This is a genomic window from Streptomyces sp. NPDC107546, assembly GCF_055639175.1.
Genome location: NZ_JBVKBA010000002.1, coordinates 304,162 through 324,201, shown reverse-complemented (window position 1 = coordinate 324,201; position 20,040 = coordinate 304,162). Strand labels below are relative to the sequence as shown.

The 20,040-nt window shown below is 71.6% G+C and carries 22 protein-coding genes; 10 read left to right on the top strand and 12 right to left on the bottom strand.

Translation table 11 applies throughout. From position 1 onward, the window contains the following. Nucleotides 1–9: 9 nt before the first annotated feature. The gene (locus ACZ7L1_RS04035; RefSeq protein WP_471433976.1) at nucleotides 10–915 is read left to right on the top strand and encodes a pseudouridine-5'-phosphate glycosidase; all 906 of its coding nucleotides are present in this window, start codon (nucleotides 10–12) and stop codon (nucleotides 913–915) included. Continuing rightward, nucleotides 912–1,826 (top strand): carbohydrate kinase family protein, encoded by a 915-nt coding sequence (locus ACZ7L1_RS04030; protein WP_471433974.1) that lies wholly within the window; start codon nucleotides 912–914, stop codon nucleotides 1,824–1,826. Before ACZ7L1_RS04035 ends, ACZ7L1_RS04030 begins: the two co-directional genes overlap by 4 nt. Nucleotides 1,827–1,873: 47 nt before the next feature. Here ACZ7L1_RS04030 and ACZ7L1_RS04025 read toward each other — a convergent pair whose 3' ends face one another. Next, nucleotides 1,874–2,668, bottom strand: coding sequence for a methyltransferase domain-containing protein (locus ACZ7L1_RS04025; RefSeq protein ID WP_471433972.1), 795 nt, complete (start codon nucleotides 2,666–2,668; stop codon nucleotides 1,874–1,876). Between the two features lie 205 nt (nucleotides 2,669–2,873). Here ACZ7L1_RS04025 and corA point away from each other — a divergent pair, with 205 nt between their 5' ends. Continuing rightward, nucleotides 2,874–4,001, top strand: coding sequence for a magnesium/cobalt transporter CorA (gene corA / locus ACZ7L1_RS04020; protein ID WP_471433971.1), 1,128 nt, complete (start codon nucleotides 2,874–2,876; stop codon nucleotides 3,999–4,001). A 30-nt stretch (nucleotides 4,002–4,031) separates the two neighbouring features. Here corA and ACZ7L1_RS04015 read toward each other — a convergent pair whose 3' ends face one another. Continuing rightward, complete coding sequence (locus ACZ7L1_RS04015; RefSeq protein WP_471433970.1) at nucleotides 4,032–4,460, bottom strand: CBS domain-containing protein; 429 nt, start codon at nucleotides 4,458–4,460, stop codon at nucleotides 4,032–4,034. A gap of 156 nt (nucleotides 4,461–4,616) precedes the next feature. Continuing rightward, complete coding sequence (locus ACZ7L1_RS04010) at nucleotides 4,617–5,258, bottom strand: nucleoside/nucleotide kinase family protein (RefSeq protein ID WP_471433968.1); 642 nt, start codon at nucleotides 5,256–5,258, stop codon at nucleotides 4,617–4,619. 190 nt (nucleotides 5,259–5,448) lie between these two features. On the opposite strand from ACZ7L1_RS04010, the gene ACZ7L1_RS04005 reads away from it, so the two are divergent. From ACZ7L1_RS04005 to ACZ7L1_RS03995, 3 genes are all read left to right on the top strand, one after another. Further along, nucleotides 5,449–6,138, top strand: coding sequence for a DUF2293 domain-containing protein (locus ACZ7L1_RS04005; protein ID WP_471433966.1), 690 nt, complete (start codon nucleotides 5,449–5,451; stop codon nucleotides 6,136–6,138). Nucleotides 6,139–6,182: 44 nt separating this feature from the next. Then, entirely contained in the window at nucleotides 6,183–6,662 is a 480-nt protein-coding gene (locus ACZ7L1_RS04000; protein ID WP_471433965.1) for an anthrone oxygenase family protein, read from the top strand. 100 nt (nucleotides 6,663–6,762) lie between these two features. Further along, on the top strand, nucleotides 6,763–8,253 hold the full coding sequence (locus ACZ7L1_RS03995; protein WP_471433963.1) for a glutamate synthase subunit beta: 1,491 nt from the start codon (nucleotides 6,763–6,765) through the stop codon (nucleotides 8,251–8,253). A gap of 86 nt (nucleotides 8,254–8,339) precedes the next feature. Here ACZ7L1_RS03995 and ACZ7L1_RS03990 read toward each other — a convergent pair whose 3' ends face one another. The 3 genes from ACZ7L1_RS03990 to ACZ7L1_RS03980 all read right to left on the bottom strand — a co-directional run bounded on the left by ACZ7L1_RS03990 (nucleotide 8,340) and on the right by ACZ7L1_RS03980 (nucleotide 10,360). Further along, the gene (locus ACZ7L1_RS03990) at nucleotides 8,340–9,155 is read right to left on the bottom strand and encodes an SAM-dependent methyltransferase (protein ID WP_471433962.1); all 816 of its coding nucleotides are present in this window, start codon (nucleotides 9,153–9,155) and stop codon (nucleotides 8,340–8,342) included. Nucleotides 9,156–9,244: 89 nt separating this feature from the next. Then, nucleotides 9,245–9,499 carry a DUF397 domain-containing protein gene (locus ACZ7L1_RS03985; RefSeq protein ID WP_471433960.1) on the bottom strand — a complete coding sequence of 85 codons (255 nt, stop codon included), beginning with the start codon at nucleotides 9,497–9,499 and terminating at the stop codon, nucleotides 9,245–9,247. Beyond that, entirely contained in the window at nucleotides 9,500–10,360 is an 861-nt protein-coding gene (locus ACZ7L1_RS03980) for a helix-turn-helix domain-containing protein (RefSeq protein ID WP_471433958.1), read from the bottom strand. Between the two features lie 268 nt (nucleotides 10,361–10,628). Between ACZ7L1_RS03980 and ACZ7L1_RS03975 the strand changes: the two genes are divergently transcribed. Then, nucleotides 10,629–11,378 (top strand): ATP-binding protein, encoded by a 750-nt coding sequence (locus ACZ7L1_RS03975; RefSeq protein WP_471433956.1) that lies wholly within the window; start codon nucleotides 10,629–10,631, stop codon nucleotides 11,376–11,378. Then, a complete protein-coding gene (locus tag ACZ7L1_RS03970; protein WP_471433954.1) occupies nucleotides 11,369–11,827 on the top strand; it encodes a hypothetical protein in 459 nt (152 codons plus the stop codon). The genes ACZ7L1_RS03975 and ACZ7L1_RS03970 overlap by 10 nt, the downstream gene beginning before the upstream one ends. 192 nt (nucleotides 11,828–12,019) lie before the next feature. Here ACZ7L1_RS03970 and ACZ7L1_RS03965 read toward each other — a convergent pair whose 3' ends face one another. From ACZ7L1_RS03965 to ACZ7L1_RS03945, 5 genes are all read right to left on the bottom strand, one after another. Further along, nucleotides 12,020–12,193, bottom strand: a complete 174-nt coding sequence (locus ACZ7L1_RS03965; protein ID WP_471433953.1) for a hypothetical protein — start codon at nucleotides 12,191–12,193, stop codon at nucleotides 12,020–12,022. A 296-nt stretch (nucleotides 12,194–12,489) separates the two neighbouring features. Beyond that, on the bottom strand, nucleotides 12,490–14,355 hold the full coding sequence (locus ACZ7L1_RS03960; RefSeq protein WP_471433951.1) for an FUSC family protein: 1,866 nt from the start codon (nucleotides 14,353–14,355) through the stop codon (nucleotides 12,490–12,492). A gap of 177 nt (nucleotides 14,356–14,532) precedes the next feature. Further along, nucleotides 14,533–15,315 carry a nucleotidyltransferase family protein gene (locus ACZ7L1_RS03955; protein WP_471433950.1) on the bottom strand — a complete coding sequence of 261 codons (783 nt, stop codon included), beginning with the start codon at nucleotides 15,313–15,315 and terminating at the stop codon, nucleotides 14,533–14,535. A gap of 98 nt (nucleotides 15,316–15,413) precedes the next feature. Continuing rightward, nucleotides 15,414–16,124, bottom strand: a complete 711-nt coding sequence (locus ACZ7L1_RS03950; RefSeq protein WP_471433948.1) for an aspartate/glutamate racemase family protein — start codon at nucleotides 16,122–16,124, stop codon at nucleotides 15,414–15,416. Nucleotides 16,125–16,126: 2 nt separating this feature from the next. Then, on the bottom strand, nucleotides 16,127–17,605 hold the full coding sequence (locus ACZ7L1_RS03945) for an NCS1 family nucleobase:cation symporter-1 (protein ID WP_471433947.1): 1,479 nt from the start codon (nucleotides 17,603–17,605) through the stop codon (nucleotides 16,127–16,129). Nucleotides 17,606–17,865: 260 nt separating this feature from the next. Here ACZ7L1_RS03945 and ACZ7L1_RS03940 point away from each other — a divergent pair, with 260 nt between their 5' ends. Beyond that, nucleotides 17,866–18,522 (top strand): GntR family transcriptional regulator, encoded by a 657-nt coding sequence (locus tag ACZ7L1_RS03940; protein WP_471433945.1) that lies wholly within the window; start codon nucleotides 17,866–17,868, stop codon nucleotides 18,520–18,522. Between the two features lie 10 nt (nucleotides 18,523–18,532). On the opposite strand, the gene ACZ7L1_RS03935 is transcribed toward ACZ7L1_RS03940, so the two are convergent. After that, nucleotides 18,533–19,234: a uracil-DNA glycosylase gene (locus ACZ7L1_RS03935; RefSeq protein WP_471433943.1), complete on the bottom strand. Its 702-nt coding sequence runs from the start codon at nucleotides 19,232–19,234 to the stop codon at nucleotides 18,533–18,535. Nucleotides 19,235–19,347: 113 nt separating this feature from the next. Here ACZ7L1_RS03935 and ACZ7L1_RS03930 point away from each other — a divergent pair, with 113 nt between their 5' ends. Further along, nucleotides 19,348–20,040, top strand: a complete 693-nt coding sequence (locus ACZ7L1_RS03930) for an RNA-binding S4 domain-containing protein (RefSeq protein WP_471433942.1) — start codon at nucleotides 19,348–19,350, stop codon at nucleotides 20,038–20,040.

Genomic DNA, 20,040 nt, shown 5'->3' with positions numbered 1-20,040 from the left:
GGCAGGCGCGTGCTGGTGGTGTCCGAAGAGGTGCGGGAGGCGCTCGCCGCCGGTCGACCCGTGGTTGCTCTGGAATCGACGATCGTCGCGCACGGGCTGCCGCGCCCGCGCAATCTCCAGGTCGCGCTGGAGTTGGAGGACGTGGTCCGGCAGGAGGGCGCCGTACCGGCGACGATCGCGGTGCTGGACGGGAGGCCCCATGTCGGCCTCGGCAAGGACCAGGTGGAGCGGGTCGCGAACGAGGACGGGATCCGCAAACTTGGCCATCGCGATCTGCCGCTCGCGGTGGCGGCGGGCGTCAGCGGGGCGACGACGGTGTCCGCGACGGCGCTGCTGGCCTCCCTCGCGGGCGTACGGGTGTTCGCCACGGGCGGGCTGGGCGGGGTCCACCGGGAGTGGACGGTGACTCAGGACGAGTCCGCCGACCTCGGCCTGCTGGCGCGGACCAGGATCACCGTGGTCTGCGCCGGTGTGAAGTCGATCCTGGACGTGCCTGCCACGCTTCAGCGCCTGGAGACGCTGGGTGTGGCGGTCGCCGGATATCGCACGGACCGCTTCCCGGGCTTCTACCTGTCCGACTCCGGCCATCCGGTCGACTGGACGCTTCAGACGCCCGGGCAGGTGGCGGAGGTCATGCGGGCGCAGGACGTGCTCGGCGCCCCCCGGTCGGCGCTCATCGTCGCCAATCCGGTACCGGAGGCGGAGCAGCTCGATCCGGAGCTTCACGCGCGCGTGCTCGCCGACGCGCTGACCGCGTGCGGCGAGGAAGGGATCACCGGTCAGGCGGTCACACCGTTCCTGCTGGACTATCTGGTGCGGCACACCGACGGCGCGTCGCTCAGCGCCAATCTGGCGGCGGTGCACGGGAACGTGCGGCTCGCGGCGCGAATCGCGGCGGCCTGGGCGGGGGCGTGAGCGGGGCTCTGCTGGTCGTCGGGGACGTCGTCACGGATGTCGTCGCACGACACCTCGGCCCGCTCGCGTCGGGTACGGACACGGCCGCCGTCATCCGCATGCTGCCCGGTGGCGCGGGCGCGAACGTGGCGTGCTGGGCGGCTCGGTGGGGCTGTCCGGACGTGCGGCTGCTCGGACGCGTCGGGGCCGATTCCGCCGCCTGGCACGAGCGGGAGCTGACGGAGTCGGGCGTACGGCCACATCTGGTCGTCGACCCCGAGGCCCCTACGGGAACGGTGATCTGTCTGGTGGACACGGGCGCCTCGGCGGAGCGGACGTTCCTCACGGACAGTGGGGCGTCGCTGCGGCTGGCCCCCGGTGACTGGTCGGACGAGCTGCTCGACGGTGTCGTACGGCTGCACCTGTCGGGCTACCTGCTGTTCTCCGAGCCCAGCCGGGCGCTGGCGAGGGTCGCCCTCGAAGCGGCACGCGCGCGTGGAGTGCCGGTGAGCCTCGATCCGGCGTCGGCGGGGTTCCTCACCGAGCTGGGCGTCGACCGGTTCCTGGCGTTCGCCGAGGGCGTCGATGTCCTGCTGCCCAGCCGGGACGAGGCGTGTCTGCTGACCGGACTGCCCGACCCGGCGGACGCGGCGGCCAAGCTGAGCCGCCATGTGCCCCTGGTGGTCGCCAAACAGGGTGCGCGGGGAGCACTGGTGGCCGCGTCAGGGGCGATCGCATCCCGGATCCCGGCGGCCCCGGCGACGCCCCGGGACACGACGGGCGCGGGGGACGCGTTCACCGGGGCGTTTCTGGCAGCGCTGCTCGCGGGGGCCGAGCCGGAGGAGGCGGCGACTGAAGGGTGCGAGGCGGGTGCGATGGCGGTGGAGACAGTGGGAGGGAGACCCATGAGAAGCCTGCGGGAGCCCCGGTAGGCTCTGCCGTATCCGGAGACGGTCCTTTCCCCTTCACCTCCCGGCCCTTACTCCTTGCGACCCCACGCCGAGATCATCGGAGCGGTCGCCAGGTCCATCGTGCCGGAGGCGATGTTGGCCAGGTGACGGTCGATGTCCTCGTCCGTGGCGAGGCCCGCGGAGACCATCTGGTCGCGGATCTGCCGGATCGTCGCGGATTCGAGCGCCGCACAGGCCGGAGAGGTGAGAGGGAAGTAGGCGTCGGCCTCGACCCGGCTGAGGCCCGCCTCCCGCAGCAGACGCGGGAGTCTGCGGCCGTAGGAGAGGTCGGCGCCGCGTTCGGCGAGCAGCGTACGGAAGCCCTCGCGCAGGCGGTTGGCGAGCCGCTGCTCGGGGCCGTACTCGTCCGGGCAGCTCAGGGGCTGCAGCGCCGGGTCCGCGTCCTCGATCAGGAGGCGTCCGCCGGGGCGCAGCGCCTTGATCATGGAGTCCAAGGCCCTGTCCCTGTCCGGGACATGGACGAGGACAAGCCGGGCGTGCACGAGGTCGAAGTCCTCACCGGGGGGTTCTTCCGTGCCCACGTCGTGAGTGCGGACCTCGATCGGAGGCTGCGCGGCCTGGGCTGCCCACGAGGTGTCGATGTCGGTCGCGACGACCTGCCCGGTCGGCCCGACTTTCTTGGCGAGCCAGGAGATCACGGAGATGCCGCCGGCGCCGACCTCCCAGCACCGCCAGCCGAGTCCGATGCCGAACCCCTCGATGTGGCGGAAGGTCGCGGGGTCGAAAAGGGCGGACAACGCCTCGAACCGCCGGCCGGCCTCGGTCTGCCGGTTGTCGAGAAGGTACCCGTCGTTGTGCGTCATGCGGAGATCATGGCAGTCGGCGTGCCGGTCCGTGCGGGGCGACGCTCCGCAGGGTCTCCCCGGCCCGCTCAGAGCGGCGGACAACCCAGGCGGCAAAGCGGAATGTTCCGTTTCCACAGGCTTCTCCGGCGATCGCGGCGGGCTGGCAGACTGGCTCGCGACGGCGCAGAGTGCGGCGCGAGGAGATCCACGCAAGGAGATCCAGATGTCCATGGCAGGGAATCTGCGGAAGGTCACGAGTCTCGGCAGGGTCGGCGGCCTCCGCAAGGTGGCACGGTTGGGGCGGCGCCGTGCGCGCGTCGATCTGAGCCACCCCGCCCGTTCCCCGCTGGGCTCCGCGGTGGTCAACTGCGTGATCTATCAGGACGGCGTGCGCGTTCCGGGAGCCGACGATCTCGTCGAGGCCGTGGAGCGGGTCCGCAAGAGCGGCGACGGCTTCGTCTGGCTGGGGCTGCACGAGCCGACGGACCAGGAGTTCGCAGGCATCGCCGAACTCTTCGACCTGCACCCGCTGGCGGTCGAGGACGCTGTGGAGGCGCATCAGCGTCCGAAGCTCGAGCGGTACGGGGACACGCTGTTCGCGGTGTTCAAGACCGTCTGCTACGTGGAACACCAGGAGTTGACGGCGACGAGCGAGGTGGTGAACACCGGCGAGATCATGGTGTTCATCGGCCCCGCCTTCGTCATCACGGTGCGGCACGGCCGGCACGGTTCACTCGGCCCGCTGCGCGAGGAACTGGAGGCCAATCCCCAGCAGCTCGCGAAGGGGCCGGCCGCGGTGCTGCACGCGATCGCGGACCACGTGGTGGACGACTACCTCAGCGTCACGGACGCGGTGCAGGAGGACATCGACCAGGTCGAGACGGGCGTGTTCGCGGAGAACGGCGCGCGCCTGGATCCGGGACGCATCTACCAGCTCAAGCGTGAACTTCTGGAGCTGAAACGTGCGGTGGCACCGTTGGACCGTCCTATCCAGGAGCTGGCCACCCGGCCGATCCGGGTGATCGACCCGGAGATACAGGCGTACTTCCGGGACGTCTCCGACCATCTGCTGCGCGCGACCGAGCAGATTGCCGCGTTCGATGAGCTGCTCAACTCGATCCTGCAGGCGCATCTCGCCCAGGTGAGCGTCGCGCAGAACGAGGACATGCGGAAGATCACGGCCTGGGCCGCGCTGATCGCGGTGCCCACCATGGTCACCGGGGTCTACGGCATGAACTTCGCGTACATGCCGGAGCTGCACTGGAAATTCGGCTACCCGCTGGTCCTTGTCGTGATAGCCGTGGCCTGTCTGGTGCTGTACCGAGGGTTCAAGCGCAACGACTGGCTGTGACCCCGGCGCGACTCCCGGCGGGTTGCCGGGTCAACGCGAGGCCGTCCTCGCGTAGACGCTCTCCACCCAGGTGGCCAGCTGATCGTCCGTCAGGTGCCCGGCGAGGTCGGACTCGCTGATCATGCCGACGAGGCGCTTGTTGTGGATGACGGGAAGCCGGCGGATCTGGTGTTCCTCCATCTCGTGGAGCACGTCACCGACATCGGCGTCCGCGTCGATCCAGCGCGGCGTGCCCTTGGCCATGTCGCCCGCGGTCACGCGCGAGGGGTCGTGGCCCATGGCCACGCAGCCGACGACGATGTCGCGATCGGTGAGGATGCCACAGAGCCGCTCGTTCTCGTCGCTGATGGGCAGGGCGCCGACGTTGAGTTCGCGCATCAGCTGGGCGGCGCGGTCCAGCGTCTCGTGGGCGGGGATCCACTGGGCACCACGGTGCATGATGTCTCCGGCGGTGGTCATGAGTACCTCCCGGTCCTGACGGCCGGCGCGGCACAAGACGCACCGCGGGTCCCGGCGCACTTCAATTCTCGTCGGGCCTTCGGACAAACGCACCTGGAACCGCCGGACGGCAGGAGCGCGTCGGAGGCGGCTTACCCCGTACGGGTGGGTGTGTGATCAGCCGTTCCAGGCCGGGTGGCGGGGATCGTCCGCGCGGATCAGCACGTCGGCGACTGCACCCGGGTCCGTCTCCGCCTCGTAGCGCTCGAACGCGGGCAGGGTCCAGTGTTCCGGCTCGGGCGTACGGCGGCGGAGCGCGCCCGGTGAGAGGAGCACGTGGACGGTCAGGTCGAAGGGGAACCAGTGCCGAAGGAGGAGGGGGCCGTGGAGCAACAGCAGGCCACCGGGCGGAAGGTGCACGTAGGGGCTGCGAGTCGCGCGGTCGGTGACCGGGTCCCAGAGGTCGGGCAGGACACGGCCGTCACCACCGGGCTCGAGGGGGCCGAAGACCTCGCGCCACAGGGCGCCGGTGTCGAGCCAGCCGTCATAGTAGGAGTCCAGGTCCCGATGGCCGTGCTCGAGGCGGACCGACGCGGGTCGCAGAAAGCCCTCCGCGCCGACGACGAGCGAGGGCCGGCCACGTATGCGCAGGGCGTCGGACACGCGCTGGGCGAGGTCACCGGGGCGTGCGGCCGAGGCTCCGTCGAAGGCTATGCGCCGCCAGGGGCTGCCGTCGCCCGGCTTCAGGTCGAGCAGTCGGTCGGCGAGGGTGTCGCCGAGCCGTTCCCAGGTGATCGCTTCGAGTCGCACAGGGCCCATGATGCCGCGCCACGCCGGCAAACCCGCTTCACGGCTTGGCCCAGGTGGGCGGCACCGCGCTCGGCCGGGAGCGGAGCGCTGAAGCAGGGCAGGGGCCTCGACGTCACCCGCGGAACCGGGCGGGAGAAGGCCAGAGGGCGAGCGGCGCCCGTTTGCGTCGGCGCCCGGATGGACGGGGAAGGAGACGGGTATGGCACCGACCCCGACTCCCTCGGCATGCGGCGCACTTCTGGTCTTTCAGCCGGTCAAGCGGCGACACTGTGCCGAGTGCCGGAGGGGACCGCTGCCGTTGCTGGTGCTGGAGGAGGGGAAGCCATGGTGCCTGGAGTGCGCGGATCTCGGGCATCTGGTGTTCCTGCCGCGGGGTGATACGGCGCTGACCCGGCGGGCGCGGGAGGCGAGCGGCTTGGCGGCAGTGGTGGTGCGGTTCAACCGGCGCCGCGGCCGGTACGAGCGCCAGGGTGTGCTCGTCGAGGAGGCTGCGCTCGCCCTGGCCGAGGAGCGGTGCCTGGCGGACGCCGAGGCGCGGCGCAGGCGGCGGGCGCGGGACGCGCGGCGGCGGGCGGAGGAGGACGCGCGCTTCGCGGAGGCATTCGCAGCGGAGATCCGGCGACTGTTTCCCGGATGCCCGGCCGAGCGGGCGCGCGCGATCGCGGGGCATGCGTCGGTGCGCGGCAGCGGACGGGTCGGGCGCAGCGCGGCGGGACGGGCGCTGTCACCGGAAGCGGTCACGGCAGCGGTGCGGGCGTCCGTACGGCACCTGGAGACGCCGTACGACCAGCTGCTGATGGACGGCGTGGCGCGGCCCGAGGCGCGACGGCGCATCGCGGGACGTGTGGAGGCGGTGCTGCGGGAGTGGAGTGTTCGGGAGGCGGCGTGATCCGGGGCCGTCCGTGTTCCGGGAAAAGCATGCGGGGAGTTGACATGATCGATGGGCCTTACTTCGTGCTGATCACGATCGGGGTGCTCGCGGCCGGGCTGGTGGCGGGGGTGTGCTGCGCGTTCTCCACCCTCGTGATGAGAGGGCTCGGCTCACTGCCTCCGGCGCAGGGGGTCGCCGCGATGAACGCGATCAACAGGGCCGCGATGACACCGGCGTTCATGATCGTTTTCCTGGGGGCGGCGGTGCTGTGCGCCGTGCTCGCCGTGGTGACGGTCGTGCTCTGGCCGGACGACGGGAAGGCGGCGCTGCTGGTGGGCAGTGCCTTGTATCTCATAGGTGTCTTCGGAGTGACCGCCATGGCGAACGTCCCCCGCAACGACACGCTGCTGCGGATGGACCCCGGCTCTCCCGAGGGGGCCGTGTACTGGCGCGCGTACCTGAGAGAGTGGACGTTGTGGAACCACGTCCGGGCGGTCGCCGCGGCCGGCGCCGCGGTGTCGTACGTCCTGGCCCTCACCTGAGGCATCAGCCGTCACGGGGCCCCGGTGGCCGGGCGCGCACGGGATCCCGGCGTCGTATCGTGGCACGAGACGATCCCGTATGGACGCAAGGGGGACGGCGATGGCCGATCCCAAGGGCTTTATGACCACACCCCGCGAGGAATGGCCCCGCAGGCCGGTCGAGGAGCGGGTGCGGGACTGGAACGAGGTGTACGTCCCCGGTGCGCTGCTGCCGATCATCAGCCGGCAGGCGAACCGGTGCATGGACTGCGGGATCCCGTTCTGCCACGACGCCTGCCCGCTCGGAAACCTGATTCCCGAGTGGAACGACCTCGTCTCGCGCGAGGACTGGCGGGCGGCGAGCGACCGGCTGCACGCCACGAACAACTTCCCGGAGTTCACGGGGCGGTTGTGCCCGGCTCCCTGCGAAGCGGGCTGCGTGCTGGCCATCAACCAGCCCGCGGTCACCATCAAGAACGTGGAGGTGGCCATCGCCGACCGGGCCTGGGAAGAGGGGTTCGCACCACCGCGCCCGCCGGAGCGGCTGTCGGGGAGCACCGTCGCGGTCGTCGGATCCGGGCCCGCGGGCCTTGCCGCGGCCCAGCAGCTCACCCGGGCCGGGCACACCGTGGCCGTCTACGAGCGGGCGGACCGGATCGGGGGGCTGCTGCGATACGGGATACCGGCGTTCAAGATGGAGAAGCGGCATCTCGACCGCCGGCTGGAGCAGATGTGTGCGGAGGGGACGAAGTTCCGGACGTCCACGGTCATAGGGAAGGACATCGGGGCGGCGGAGTTGCGGTCGCGGTATGACGCCGTGGTGATCGCGACCGGCGCGACGGCATGGCGTGAACTGGACGTACCGGGACGCGAGCTGGCCGGGATCCATCAGGCCATGGAGTATCTGCCGCTGGCGGACCGGGTGTGCGAGGGAGATCTGGAGGTCTCGCCGCTGTCGGCGGCCGGGAAGCACGTGGTGATCGTGGGAGGTGGAGACACCGGGGCGGACTGTCTGGGGACGGCGGTGCGCGAACGGGCCGCGTCCGTGACCCAGCTCGACATCTATCCGCAGCCGGAGCCGGAGCGGAACCATGACGCCGATCCCTGGCCGACGTATCCGAAGATCTACCGGTTGTCCGCGGCGCACGAGGAGGCGCGCGATCTGCGTACGGCGCCGGCGGCGGACGCGGACGCGCGGCTGTTCGCAGCGTCCACGCTCCGCTTCACGGGGGACGCGAACGGGCACGTTCGGGAGCTGCACCTGGTCGAGGTCGACGAGCGGCGCCGGCCGCTGCCGGGCTCGGGGCGAACGCTGCCCGCAGACCTCGTGCTGCTCGCGCTGGGGTTCTCGGGGCCCGACCGGAAGGACGGGATCATCGAGCAGCTCGGACTCGCACTCGACGCTCGCGGCACGATCGCGCGGAACGAGGACTTCGAGACGAGCGTCCCCGGCGTGTACGCCGCCGGGGACGCGTCGCGCGGGCAGTCACTGATCGTGTGGGCGATCGCGGAGGGGCGGGCCGTGGCGGCGGCGGTGGACCGGCGGCTGTCCGGCGGGACGTCACGCCTGCCGGCACCGATCGGGCCGTACGACCGCCCGATGACCGCGTAAGAGCCCCGAACAAAATCGGCGCCCGGCTCGCGACGCCTGGCACGCACTCCTCCAAGCTCTTCGAGCAGGGGGAACCCCCATGTCGGCTATCCCTTGCGCGCCACCGCCCCGTACCCCGGAATGACTCCGTCGTCCTGGCCCGGGACCGGTTCGCCGAGTTCCGGGTGCCATCTGTGGACCACCTCGACGCCGGGGTCGACGAGGTCGAGGCCGTCGAAGAAGCGGGCGAACTCCTCGCGGGAGCGGAGCGCCAGCGTGACCCCGGCCGCCTTGAGCTTCTCCGTGGCCGCCGCCGACTCCTCCGGTGTGAAGTCGGCCGTGGCGTGGGTCATCACCAGGTAGCTGCCGGAGGGCAGTTCGGAGAGCAGGCGGCCGACCAGGCCATGGGCGCCGTCCTCGTCGGGGACGAAGTGCAGCAGCGCGACAAGGGACAGCGCCACGGGCCGGGAGAAGTCCAGGACCTTCCTGGCTCCCTCGATGATGGTGGCGGGGTCCCGCACGTCGGCCTGCAGGTACTCGGTGACGCCCTCGGGCGTGCTGCGCAGCAGGGCAGCCGCGTGGGCCAGCACGATCGGGTCGTTGTCGCAGTAGACGACGCGTGCCTCGGGGGTGATCCGCTGGGCTATCTGGTGCAGGTTCGGTTCGGTCGGGATGCCCGTGCCGATGTCCAGGAACTGACGCACGCCGTTGTGGGCCAGCCAGCGGGTGGCGCGGTGCATGAACGCGCGGTTGACGCGTGCCATCACCGGCACCCTCGGGTCGAGGGTGAGCATCTGCCGGCCCATCTCCTCGTCGACGGGGTAGTTGTCCTTCCCGGCCAGGTACCAGTCGTACATGCGCGCGGGGTGCGGCTTGCTCGTATCGATGACGGCGGCGTCCTGGGCGGGATCCTGCCCGGTCATGAGGTACTCCGTAAGTGTCTGGGGAACTCAGTGGTCAACTGAACGCCAAGTCGGTGCTGCGGATGACGACACGGGGGACAGCAAGGTGGTTATGACAGCAGGAAGTCCGCATCCCCCGCCTTGGCCCCCTCGATGAACGCGGTCATCTCGTCGGAGGTGTAGATCAGCGCGGGCCCGTCCGGATCCGTGGACTGGCGGACGGCGATCCGGCCGTCGGGGAGCTTCATCGCCTCCAGGCAGTTGCCGCCGTTGCCTCCGCTCCACGGCCTGTGCCAGCCCTCGCTGCCCAGTTCACGGGCCGGCATGCCGTTGTAGACGCGTTTGCGCGGCGTGATGCGATCCATTCACAGCTCCTTGCGGAGATCCTCGAGGATCTCCTTCGTGCGTTGTGCAGGGGCGGCCTGGGCCGCCATGCGGTCCATGACCTCGAGGTGGGTCGCCACCTCGGTGCGCGCGTCCAGGTAGACGGCGCCGGTCAGGTACTCGCTGTAGACCATGTCCGGCAGTTCTGACATGGCGAACCGGAACAGGACGAAAGGCCCGTAGGTGCCTGGGTGCGGTCCCGAGGAGAGCTCCAGCACCTGCAGCGTCACATGGGGCAGTCGCGTGACCTCCAGCAGCCGTTCGACCTGGGCTCGCATGACCGCGGGACCGCCGACCGGGCGGCGCAGCGCGGTCTCGTCCATCAGGGCCCAGATACGGGGCGCGTCGTCGCGCGTGAGCAGTTCCTGGCGCTGCATGCGCAACGCCACGTGCCGCTCGATGTCCTCAGGCCTGGTCTGCCCGATGGCGCCCGACTTCAGGACGCCTCGGGCGTACTCCTCGGTCTGCATGAGGCCGGGCACGAAGTGGGGCTCGTACGAGCGGATGAGCGCGGCCGCGCCCTCCAGGCTGACGTACATCGAGAACCAGCCCGGAAGGATGTCGTGGAACCGCTGCCACCAGCCCGGCCTGTTGGCCTCCTCGGCCAGTTGGACGAAGGCCTCGGCCTCCTCGTCGCTCACCCCGTATGCCTTCAGCAGGAGTTGCAGGTAGGGGATTTTGAGGGCGACCTCGGCGGTCTCCATGCGGCGGACGGTGGCGGGTGCGACGCGCAGGATGAGCGCGGCCTCCTCCCGCTTGAGGCCCGCACGTTCACGCAGGTCCAGCAGGCGTCGGCCGAGGACCACCTGACCGACCGTCGGCGCCGAGCGCGGCTCGCTCACCTCGCACCTCCTCCTGTCCGTGTGACGCTGACTCGCGGTCGCCGCTGTTCGAGCTCTTTCCGCACCGTCGCCCACGTACGTGCGATTACGGTTCGCGGACTTTCGACGCAGGCTCCGGACTCGTACGTCCGTACCTCAGATCCCAACTGGCGTCGTGCGGCGTGCCGTTGCGAGAAGTGTGCCATGCCCCTTCTCGAAGTCACACAGCACTCTGCAATTTTCAGAGTGACTCTTGCCAAGTGTTCATGTCACGGCGATAGTGGCAAGCGTGATTCCGCCCGCGTCGTTAGGAACAGACGCCCCCGCAGACCGGTCCGAGCTGGGTGGCGCCTCAGGGCCGCGCTCCGGCGCGGCCGCCGAACGCCGGTTCCGCTTCGAGCTGGCCGCGCACCCGGGCTCCGTGGCGCGGGCCCGGCAGCTGACGCGTGCCCGGCTGGCCGGCTGGGCGGTGCGCGAAGACACGTGCGACACGGCCGTCCTGGTCGTCTCCGAACTCGTGACCAACGCGATCGTGCACACCGCCGGGGAGCACGTCGCGTGTGAACTCCACGACGAGGACGACTTCGTGCGCATAGCGGTGCGCGACGAGGGTTGTGCCCCCGGCGAGCCGCGAACCGCGCGGCAGCGCCCCGAGGAGGAGCACGGGAGGGGATTGCTTCTCGTCGCGGCTCTGTGCCGCGCCTGGGGAGCCCAGGAGGCGGGGCCGGGGCTGCTGGTCTGGGCGGAACTGGCACGCGAGGCCGACCAGTCGGTGCCCGCCCGGCTCCCCCGCCCGACGCAGCCGTCCCGGGACCTGTCGTGTTCCGGCGACAGGCCCCGGGCGCGCGAGGAGGCGACGCGGCCCGATCCCAGCAGGGAAGGCGCGGTCGCGCGGTCCGACCCGGGCTGGAGCGCCAAGAAGCCGCCCGCGGACGGCGGGGCGCGCTTCGATCTCGGCTGGGGTGCCAAGCGGCTCCCTGCGGACGGTCTGGGTTTCGAGGCGGAGCCGTCCCTGGGGACGGGGACCGCATGGGTGTGAGGGGGACGCAGACCGCGGGCGCTGGGCTCGCCCGGGTCCTGACCCTGGACTCGCTGGCCCGTCTCGACCGGGCGCGGAGGGCGTCCGGCGCGGCGTCCAGCCGGCTCCCCCTGCCCGACGGCATGACCGTCCCGCTCGGCTGCGACGCGGTGGCCGTGCCCGCCCGCTACGGGCCCCTGGTGCTGCCGAGACTGCCGCGGCTGGGCTGTGTGTACGCCGACCGGGCCGACTGGTGGTGGATCGTGCCGTCCGACTCCGACGTCGCCCTGGACTGGCCGGCACCCGCCCGCTACGCCCGCGGCGCGCTCGTCCCGGACGCGGAGAGCGTCCCCGAGCTCATCCGCCGGGCGGACGACAGCGTGCCGTACACCCCGCCGATTCCCCTGTATCTGGCGCTGTGCCGGGTCACGGGCACCACTCCGGCATGGGCGCGCCCCATCAGCGCGTGACCGTACGGCCGCCCCATGACATGGGGCCGCGCGCGTAACGGCATGACGCACGCATGCGTGCCTTGCGCATGCACGCGGGGTGCGTGAAAAGGTTGCAGGCGCGCCACTGACGACTGCAAGCCTGTCCCTGAGCACTGCGGCGTGCCGCCCACGACTGCGCGCACGCGCCCCTGCCGAACGCGACCTATGCGGTCACTCGGCGGCGTCGACCCCCCGCACGACCACCAGGAACGCGTCCGTCATGAGGTCCATCACGACCTCTGCGGGCTGCCCCTCCAGGCGCCGCGCCTGCGCGAACTCCTCCGCCGGCCACGAGCCCCGCGGCCCGCCGGCGGGGAAGCGCGCCAGCACTGTTCGCCCGTTCACCCTGTACCTCCTTGCAACGCCGTGTCTCGGCGAGCCGATCACGGTCGGCTCCTAGAGTTAAACGCATGCCCCTGGGTGAACGGCGCGTTAAGTGACGCTACTGAGACGCATTTGACACGCGGTCAATGCGTAAGCGGGATGAATTCGCCGGAACAGCCTGATTTGCCGGACTCTCGAACCTTCCGCGCGACGACCGCGGCCATGGGGACCGTCGGGGGCCAGTGCCGCGACCGCGGCTCTGCCAGGTGCCAAATCCCAGGTCCCCGGTGGCCCCCTGGAAGCTGTGACGGCTTGCGCTACACGGCCAGGGGCAGCCGTGGGATCTCCTCCGTGCCCAGTCCGGCATGCGCGCGGCGCTCGGCGAGTTCGTCGAGCAGTTCGGCGAGCCGTTTGCGGTGCCGAGGCGTGAGGCGTCCGCTGTCGTCCAGGTGCACGGCACAGGCGGTGGTGGTGTCGACGAGCCGTTCGAGCGTGGCGGCCACCTCGTCCGTGCCCTCGGTGTGGCGGGCGAGGGCGGGGTGCTCAGCGGCGGCGAGGTCGATCGCGAGGCGGGCCTCGGCGAGCGCGCGGTAGGCCTCGCGGCGCAGCGCCCAGCGCCCGGCGCGATCGTCCTCCCGGGTCAGGACGTGTGCGAGGTAGGCGTGTGCGGCGTCCATCGCGCGTACCAGCCGGGCCCGTACGGCGCCACCGCGCTGCCCCGGCGCCGGCAGGTGCCCGACGAGCAGCACGATCCCGCAGGCCAGCAGCGTCTCCCCGATGCGGCTCCAGGAGGCCTGCGACTCGCCGCCAACCATGACCAGGGCGAGGACGAGGACGGTGACGACGGCGGTCTGCGCGGCGAAGTGCCGTGTGGCGACCGGGATGAGGGCCCCGCACAGCGCCACGATCGTGACGAGCCCCGCGGGCCGGGGCACGACGGCGGCGAGGGCGGCGAAGACGACGGCACCCAGCACCGTCCCGGCCGCCCGGCACAGCACCCGGGAGACCAGCGGCCCGAGGTCGGGCTTGACGAGGAAGACGGCGGTGGCGGGCAGCCAGTACCAGTGGGTGTGGTGCCCGTACCAGTGGGTGCGATGCAGGGCCTGCGCGATGGCGGCACTGGCGCCGAAGCTGAGGGCGACGCGGAGTCCGTACTCGCGTCCCCCGGCACCCAGGACGGTGCGCAGCACGGAGGCGGCGGTGCGGCGCCGGGCGTGCAGGCCGTGTCCGTCACCGCCCCGGTCGAAGGTGTCGGCAGCGTGCAGGAGGGCGTCGTCGAGGGCGCGCAGCGCGGCGGCGTTGCGGGTCGGTGCGGGCAGCGGTCCGGTGTGCGTGTTGCCGCGCACGGCGGATGCGAGTCGGCGCGGCCCCTGCGTTGCCCGCGCGGGAACGGCGTCCCCGGCCCAGGCGAGGGCGGTGGCGGCCTCGGCGAGAGGCAGAGCGGCGGCGTACTGCGCGTGCAGGCGCCGTTCGGCGGAGGAGGGCGCGTACCGCCGCAGACGGGGCCCGGCGAGGGCGTCCTGGGCGTGGTCGAGGGCGGCGGTCAGGGCCGCCCTCCGCGCGGTGGCGTCCGGAGTGCCGGTGGCGAGGAGCAGGTCGGCGATGGCGTCGTACACCCCGGCGACGGCGTCGCGTTCCCCGTCGAAGCGGTAGTCGCCGGTGGTCGCGCCCGGCGTGGGCAGCACCAGGCGCAGCGCGAGCAGCCAGCCGGCGCCGGCGAGGAAGGCGAGGGCCCGCTGCCAGCCGCTCTCGGGCAGCGGCATCCCGGCACCGATGGCCGCGCCGACGAGCAGTTGCGTACCGGCCCCGGAGGCGACGGGTCCTACGGCGCTGACGGCTCCGGCGACGAGTCCGAGGGCGGTGAGCACGAGAGTGAGGAGGACGGCTTCGGTGTGCTCCCCGGCATACGTCCCGGCGAGCAGCCCGCCGGCCCCCGCGAGCGCGGGCACCCCGAGCCGCTGCACAGAGGTCCGCCGGCTGCCGGGCCGGTCGTTGATCCCGGCGAGCATGGCCCCGAGGGCGGCGAGGACACCGGCCGACGTACGCTCGACGAGCAGGGTGGCCAGCAGCAGCGGCCCCGCGGCGAGCGCACCCCGGACGACGGCACTCCAGGGCACGGGACCGCGCTGCGCACGCAGGGCGTGGGCGAGCCAGGGCGGCAGGGCGAACACGGGACGCGACACAAGGCTCCTGTCCGGACGAGGGCGGGGTGTGCCTTCGGGCGACGGTGGCCGGGCGGTGTGGGGTCAACGCTAAGGCGTGTTCCCGGAGCGAAAGGGACGCGAACGTTTCGGCGGTGTGAAAGGGCGGGCGGGGGCGCATTCTTTATGAACGCAACCCCACGCCGCCGACGTCGTCACTCACACCCGGATGAGTGCCTCTGCCGCAGCGACCGACCGGATCAGCGACTCCGGGTCCGGTCCCAGGTGGGCGATGATGTCGTCAGCCGCTCTGAGCCCCGCACGCTCCACCAGTCGTTTCTCGTTGGTCACCCATTCCCCGCGTGCAGCGAGAACGGCATGTGCCGCTTGGGCGGTTGCGACCGCGATGGCACCGGCGACCTCCGTCCGCCGCCCGCCCGGGGCGTGGTTGGCCTTGGCGTATGCGAGCGTCGCTCGTGCCGTTCCGAGCCATCGCGCGTACGCATTCGTGCGCAGCTTCTCCGGGTAGCGGGCGGGGCGTGGGACCGCTCCGCGCAGCACGCGGTTGACGGCCAGTTCGGCGACCAGCAGGTACGTCGGGATTCCGGCCAGATGGAACAGCAGCGGCTCGACCTGGAACCGCCCTGCTTCCGCCTCCGCGAGGACCTGGTCGACAACCTCCAGGTCCCGGTAGTGGATGTCCACGCGGCGGCCCTCGATCGTCAACCAGGCGCCGCCGTTGAAGACGCCGCCGCCCCAGCCGCCGATCTCCGAGACCTCGCCCTCCCAGCCGACGGAACGAAGGTCGTCGGGGTCGAACGGGCCCCGGTAGTAGACGGCGAGATCCCAGTCGCTGGCCGGGGTGTGGGTGCCCTGGGCACGGGAGCCGCCGAGGGCGACGGCACGGACCGCGGGGAGGGCGGCCAGGCGGTCCGCCACGGCGTCGAGGAACGCGTCGTCGTCTCCGGCCACCGTCTGCGCCACCGACGCGGTCTCGTTCACCTGGCCCCCTTCGTAGCAGGTAGGACGCCCACGGTAGCCCGGCGCGAGCGGTACGTCGCCGGGATTTCGACCGGTTGTGGTGGCGGGACCGTCCGGCCTCACCCCCGCCCCCACACCCTCCGTTTCGGCAGTGCCTTCGCCCAGCTGCCCGCCCGGCTCGTCGTCAGGCCCAGAAAGACCAGGGACTCCGCGAGCTTCACCGCCGCGGCAACCCCGTCGACCACCGGAAGCCCCAGCTTCTCCCCCACCGCCCGCTGTAGCCCGGTCATTCCGGCGCAGCCCAGGACGAGAACCTCGGCGCCCGCCGCGCGGGCCCGTTCGGCGGCGGCCACGAAGGCCTCCTCGGTGCGGGCCGTGTCGCCGAGGTCGAGGACGCCGATGCCGGTGCCGACCACGGCGGCGCAGTTCTGCAGGACGCCCGCCGTGTACAGGCTGTCCTCGATCTGCCCGCATGAGCGTTCCAGGGTGGTGACGACCCCGAACCGGCGCCCGAGCAGGCACGCCAGGTGGGCCGCGGCTTCGGTGATGTCGACGACCGGCACGTCCAGGAGTTCCCGCGCGCCCTCGCGGCCGTGCTCTCCGAAGCCCGCCATGACCACGGCGTCGTACGGGCCCTCGCAGGTGCGCAGTGCGTCGAGGACGGCTGCGGCCGAGAGATAGCTGTCGAGCCAGCCCTCCGCGGACTCGGGCCCCCACGCCGGCGTCAGTCCGGTCACGGTGGTGCCCGGGCCGGCGGCGGCCCGGGCACCACGGAGGATCTCCTCGGTCATCTCCTGCGTGGTGTTGCAGTTGGTGACGACGATCCGCACGCTCAGCCCTCCACGACGGCTGCGGCCGGAGCGGCGGCCGGAGCGGTGCGCTCGGATCGGCACAGCGCCAGGTACAGCACCGCGGACAATGCGGTCCCGATGAACCACGAGTACGGAGCCACCGCGCTGAAGTCCTTGACCAGCGCAAGCACCGCCGCGACCGCCGCCGAGGGCAGGAACGCCCACAGCGCCTTGGGGTTGATCCCCTTGCGGTAGTAGTAGCGGGATCCCGGTTCGGCGCTGAAGAGCTGGTCGACGTCGATGCGGCCGCGCTTCACCCAGTGGTAGTCGAGCATGATCACACCGAACAGCGGGCCGAGGAAGGCGCCGAGGCCACCGAGGAAGTAGTTGACGACGGTGGGGTTGGAGAAGAGGTTCCAGGGGGTGACGACCAGTGCGGCGACCGTGCTGATCATGCCGCCGACCTTGAAGCTGATCTTCTGCGGCCAGACGTTGGCCAGGTCGTAGGCGGGTGAGACGAAGTTGGCGACGATGTTGACGCCCATGGTGGCGACGGCGAAGGTGAAGGCCGCCAGGACCAGCACCCAGGTGTTGCCGATCTTCGCGACGAGCATCGCCGGGTCGGTGATGGCCTCGCCGAACACCTTGATGGAGCCGGCTGTGACGATGACCGACACGATCACGAAGGCCGTCGAGTTGACCGGCAGGCCCCAGAAATTGCCGCGCTTGACGGTCGTGTAGCCGGGCGCGAAGCGGGAGAAGTCGCAGAAGTTGAGCATCAGGGTGCCGTAGGTGGCGAGGATGAGCCCGACGGCGCCGAACCACTGCCGCCACTGCTCGCCCACGGAGACCGGGTGAGGCGTGGAGGTGAGCGAGATGCTCCAGTCGGCCTTGGCGAGGATCCAGACCGCCAGTGCGATCATCACCAGCCAGATGGCGGGACCACAGAAGTCCTGGAACTTCCGTACCGACTCCATGCCCCGGCTGATGATCAGCGCCTGGATCAGCCACAGTGCGACGAACGAAGCCCAGCCGAGCGCGTTGAGGCCGAGGAAGGAGTGGTGGGTCCACGACCTCATCCCCGGCCAGGCCGCGAGCAGCATGACGTTGACGGCGACGGACGCGAGGTAGGTCTGGATGCCGTACCACATGATGGCGATCACGGCCCTGATCAGGGCGGGGATGTTGGCGCCCCAGACCCCGAAGCTGATCCGGCTGACGACCGGGAACGGGACCCCGTGTCGCTGGCCGATCCTGCCCATCATGTTCATCCCGAGGTAGATGAGGACGAAGCCGACGAGCAGGGAGGTGAAGATCTGCCAGACGTTCATGCCGAGGACCAGCAGGCCGGCGGCGAAGGTGTAGTTGCCGAGGTTGTGGACGTCGGACATCCACATGGCGAACAGGTCGAAGACCTTCCAGCTGCGCTCGGCGGCGGGTGCGAGGTCTTCGTTGGTGAGGCGGGGGTCGGGGACGAACGCTGGGACGCCGGTGGCTTCGGCGCGGTCGGCGAGGGACACGGGGCCTCCATGGGCGAGGGGACGGAGGGGCCTTTCAGTACGGTCCGGTGCGGGGCCGATGGCGGGGAGGGACGTCCGGGTGGGGGCCGGATGCCGGTGCGGTCCGGCCGGGGTCCGCATGCGGGTGCTTCTCGAGGAGGAGCAGGGCGAGCAGTTTGGTATACCAAACTTCTGTCATGGTCTCGCCGTCAACCGTTCCGACCGATGTCCGTCCCGTTACGGCTCCGTAAAACACCCTCCGAATCCGCGAAGATGACCCCATGACGAAGATCGAACCCCTGGGTGCGGTGCGCGAGCGGGTGCTGGCCACGCTGCGGCAGGAGATCATCGCGGGGCGGCTTCGCCCGGGCGACCGCCTGGTCGAACGGGAGCTCGCCGAGCGGTTCGGGGTCTCCCGCGTCCCGGTCCGGGAGGCGATCCGCGCACTGGTCGCCGAGGGGTTCGTGCTTTTCGAGACACCGCGCAGAACGGTCGTGCGCAGGCTGACCCCGACCGATGTGAAGGAGCTCTTCGAGCTGCGCGAGGCCCTCGAGGTCTACGCGGCCGGGCTCGCCTCGACCCGGGCGGGTGAGAAGGAACTGGCAAAACTGGCGGGGCTGCTGGACCAGGCGGCGGCCGCGACCGCTGCCGGCGACGCCGAGACGATCACGGACATCAACACCCGTTTCCACGACCGGATCCTCGCGATGGCCGGCAACAGCCTGCTGATCTCGGTCATGGAACCGGTCGACGGACGGTTGCGCTGGCTCACCCGCCAGAACGAGGAGTGGCCCCAACTCCTGACCGAACACCGCGAGCTGTACGAGGCGATCGCCTCCGGCGACCCGGACCGCGCCCGCGCCCACGCCCTCGCCCATGTGCGCGCCAACTACCGCTCCACGGTGCGACACCTGTTCGGAGACGGAGAGCTGCCCTAGGCACTGCCGTCTACGGCCTGACGGGCAGCCCCGCCGAGTCCGCCGCCGTGCGTAGTACGTCCCGCAGCATCCGAGGCGTGAGCCGTCCCGTGAAGGTGTTGCGCTGGCTGACGTGGAAGCAGCCGAACAGTTCCAGTCCCTCCAGTGACACCCGGGCGCCGTGCCCGAAGGCGGGCCGCGGCCGGGGTACCGACCAGCCGGCCTCACCGAGCGCGGTCAGCGCGGCCTGCCAGCCGAAGGAGCCGAGCGCGACCACGGAGCGCAGCGACGGACGAAGCAGCCGCAGCTCCTGCACGAGCCACGGCCGGCATGTGTCCCGTTCCTCGGGTGTCGGCTTGTTGGCGGGCGGGGCGCAGTGCACGGGCGCGGTGACGCGCACGCCGTACAGCTCCAGGCCGTCGTCGGCGGACACCGACGTGGGCTGCGACGCCAGACCCACGTCGTGCAGCGCCGCGTACAGCACGTCCCCGGACCGGTCTCCGGTGAACATCCGTCCGGTCCGGTTTCCGCCGTGGGCCGCGGGGGCGAGGCCGATGACGAGCAGCCGGGCGTCCGGCGGCCCGAAGCCCGGCACCGGCCGCCCCCAGTACGTCCAGTCGACGAAAGCGGCCCGCTTGGTGGCGGCCACCTCCTCGCGCCATGCGACCAGGCGCGGGCAGGCACGGCATCCCGTGATCCGCTCGTCCAGCCGGGCGAGGCTGCTGCTGTCCATGCCTCCACGGTAGGGCCGGGCGGGGGTGCCCCGGCGCGGCACCCGGCTCTGCCCGGCTTTCACCGCGGAAATGGCGCCCGGTCCACCGCGCTCGGCGAGCTAAGGTCGGGAGCATGGCTTCTGAAGGTGCGGACCACGAGACGACGGGCGGAGCCGAGGGGGCCCGCGCGGCTGCGACAGGCCGGGACGCCGAGGCACGCCGCGGTGACGAGGCGGACCGGCGGGACACCGGGGCGGACGCGGACGTCCGAGCCACCGACGCGCAGCCCTCCCCGCAGCCGGCGGACGCCGAACCGACCGCCGTGGACCCGAAGACCGCCGCCGCCTCGGCGGCCGCCGAGGCGGCCGGCCCGGGGAACGGCGAGAGCGTCCGCATCGACAGCTGGATCTGGTCCGTAAGGCTCGTCAAGACCCGCTCGATCGGCGCCGCCGCCTGCCGGGGCGGACACGTGCGGGTCAACGGCGAGCGCGTGAAGCCCGCGTACAACGTGCGCATCGGCGACGAGGTGCGCCTCAGGCACGAGGGCCGGGAGCGGGTCGTCGTCGTGAAGCGTCTGATCCGCAAGCGCGTCGGCGCCCCGGTGGCCGTGCAGTGCTACATCGACAACAGCCCGCCCCCGCCGCCCCGCGAGGCGATCGCCCCGGCAGGTGTCCGCGACCGTGGCACGGGCCGGCCCACCAAGCGCGACCGCCGCGAGATTGAGCGCCTCCGCGGCCTGGCCGCGGCCCCGGGCGGCGGCTTCGCCGCCGGTCTTGGCACACAGGGCCGGCCCGGCGGCCGGAACCGGACCAAGGGTGGGAGCTGA

What these genes read in the sequence shown, in the direction of transcription:
- ACZ7L1_RS04015 (WP_471433970.1), bottom strand. Translation starts at nt 4,460, where the DNA reads ATGACCACCGCCGGAGACATCATGCACCGTGGTGCCCAGTGGATCCCC.
- ACZ7L1_RS03935 (WP_471433943.1), bottom strand. Translation starts at nt 19,234, where the DNA reads ATGGACAGCAGCAGCCTCGCCCGGCTGGACGAGCGGATCACGGGATGC.
- ACZ7L1_RS03985 (WP_471433960.1), bottom strand. Translation starts at nt 9,499, where the DNA reads ATGGATCGCATCACGCCGCGCAAACGCGTCTACAACGGCATGCCGGCC.
- ACZ7L1_RS04025 (WP_471433972.1), bottom strand. Translation starts at nt 2,668, where the DNA reads ATGACGCACAACGACGGGTACCTTCTCGACAACCGGCAGACCGAGGCC.
- corA (WP_471433971.1), top strand. Translation starts at nt 2,874, where the DNA reads ATGTCCATGGCAGGGAATCTGCGGAAGGTCACGAGTCTCGGCAGGGTC.
- ACZ7L1_RS03995 (WP_471433963.1), top strand. Translation starts at nt 6,763, where the DNA reads ATGGCCGATCCCAAGGGCTTTATGACCACACCCCGCGAGGAATGGCCC.
- ACZ7L1_RS04005 (WP_471433966.1), top strand. Translation starts at nt 5,449, where the DNA reads ATGGCACCGACCCCGACTCCCTCGGCATGCGGCGCACTTCTGGTCTTT.
- ACZ7L1_RS04010 (WP_471433968.1), bottom strand. Translation starts at nt 5,258, where the DNA reads ATGGGCCCTGTGCGACTCGAAGCGATCACCTGGGAACGGCTCGGCGAC.
- ACZ7L1_RS03990 (WP_471433962.1), bottom strand. Translation starts at nt 9,155, where the DNA reads ATGACCGGGCAGGATCCCGCCCAGGACGCCGCCGTCATCGATACGAGC.
- ACZ7L1_RS03970 (WP_471433954.1), top strand. Translation starts at nt 11,369, where the DNA reads ATGGGTGTGAGGGGGACGCAGACCGCGGGCGCTGGGCTCGCCCGGGTC.
- ACZ7L1_RS03930 (WP_471433942.1), top strand. Translation starts at nt 19,348, where the DNA reads ATGGCTTCTGAAGGTGCGGACCACGAGACGACGGGCGGAGCCGAGGGG.
- ACZ7L1_RS03940 (WP_471433945.1), top strand. Translation starts at nt 17,866, where the DNA reads ATGACGAAGATCGAACCCCTGGGTGCGGTGCGCGAGCGGGTGCTGGCC.
- ACZ7L1_RS04000 (WP_471433965.1), top strand. Translation starts at nt 6,183, where the DNA reads ATGATCGATGGGCCTTACTTCGTGCTGATCACGATCGGGGTGCTCGCG.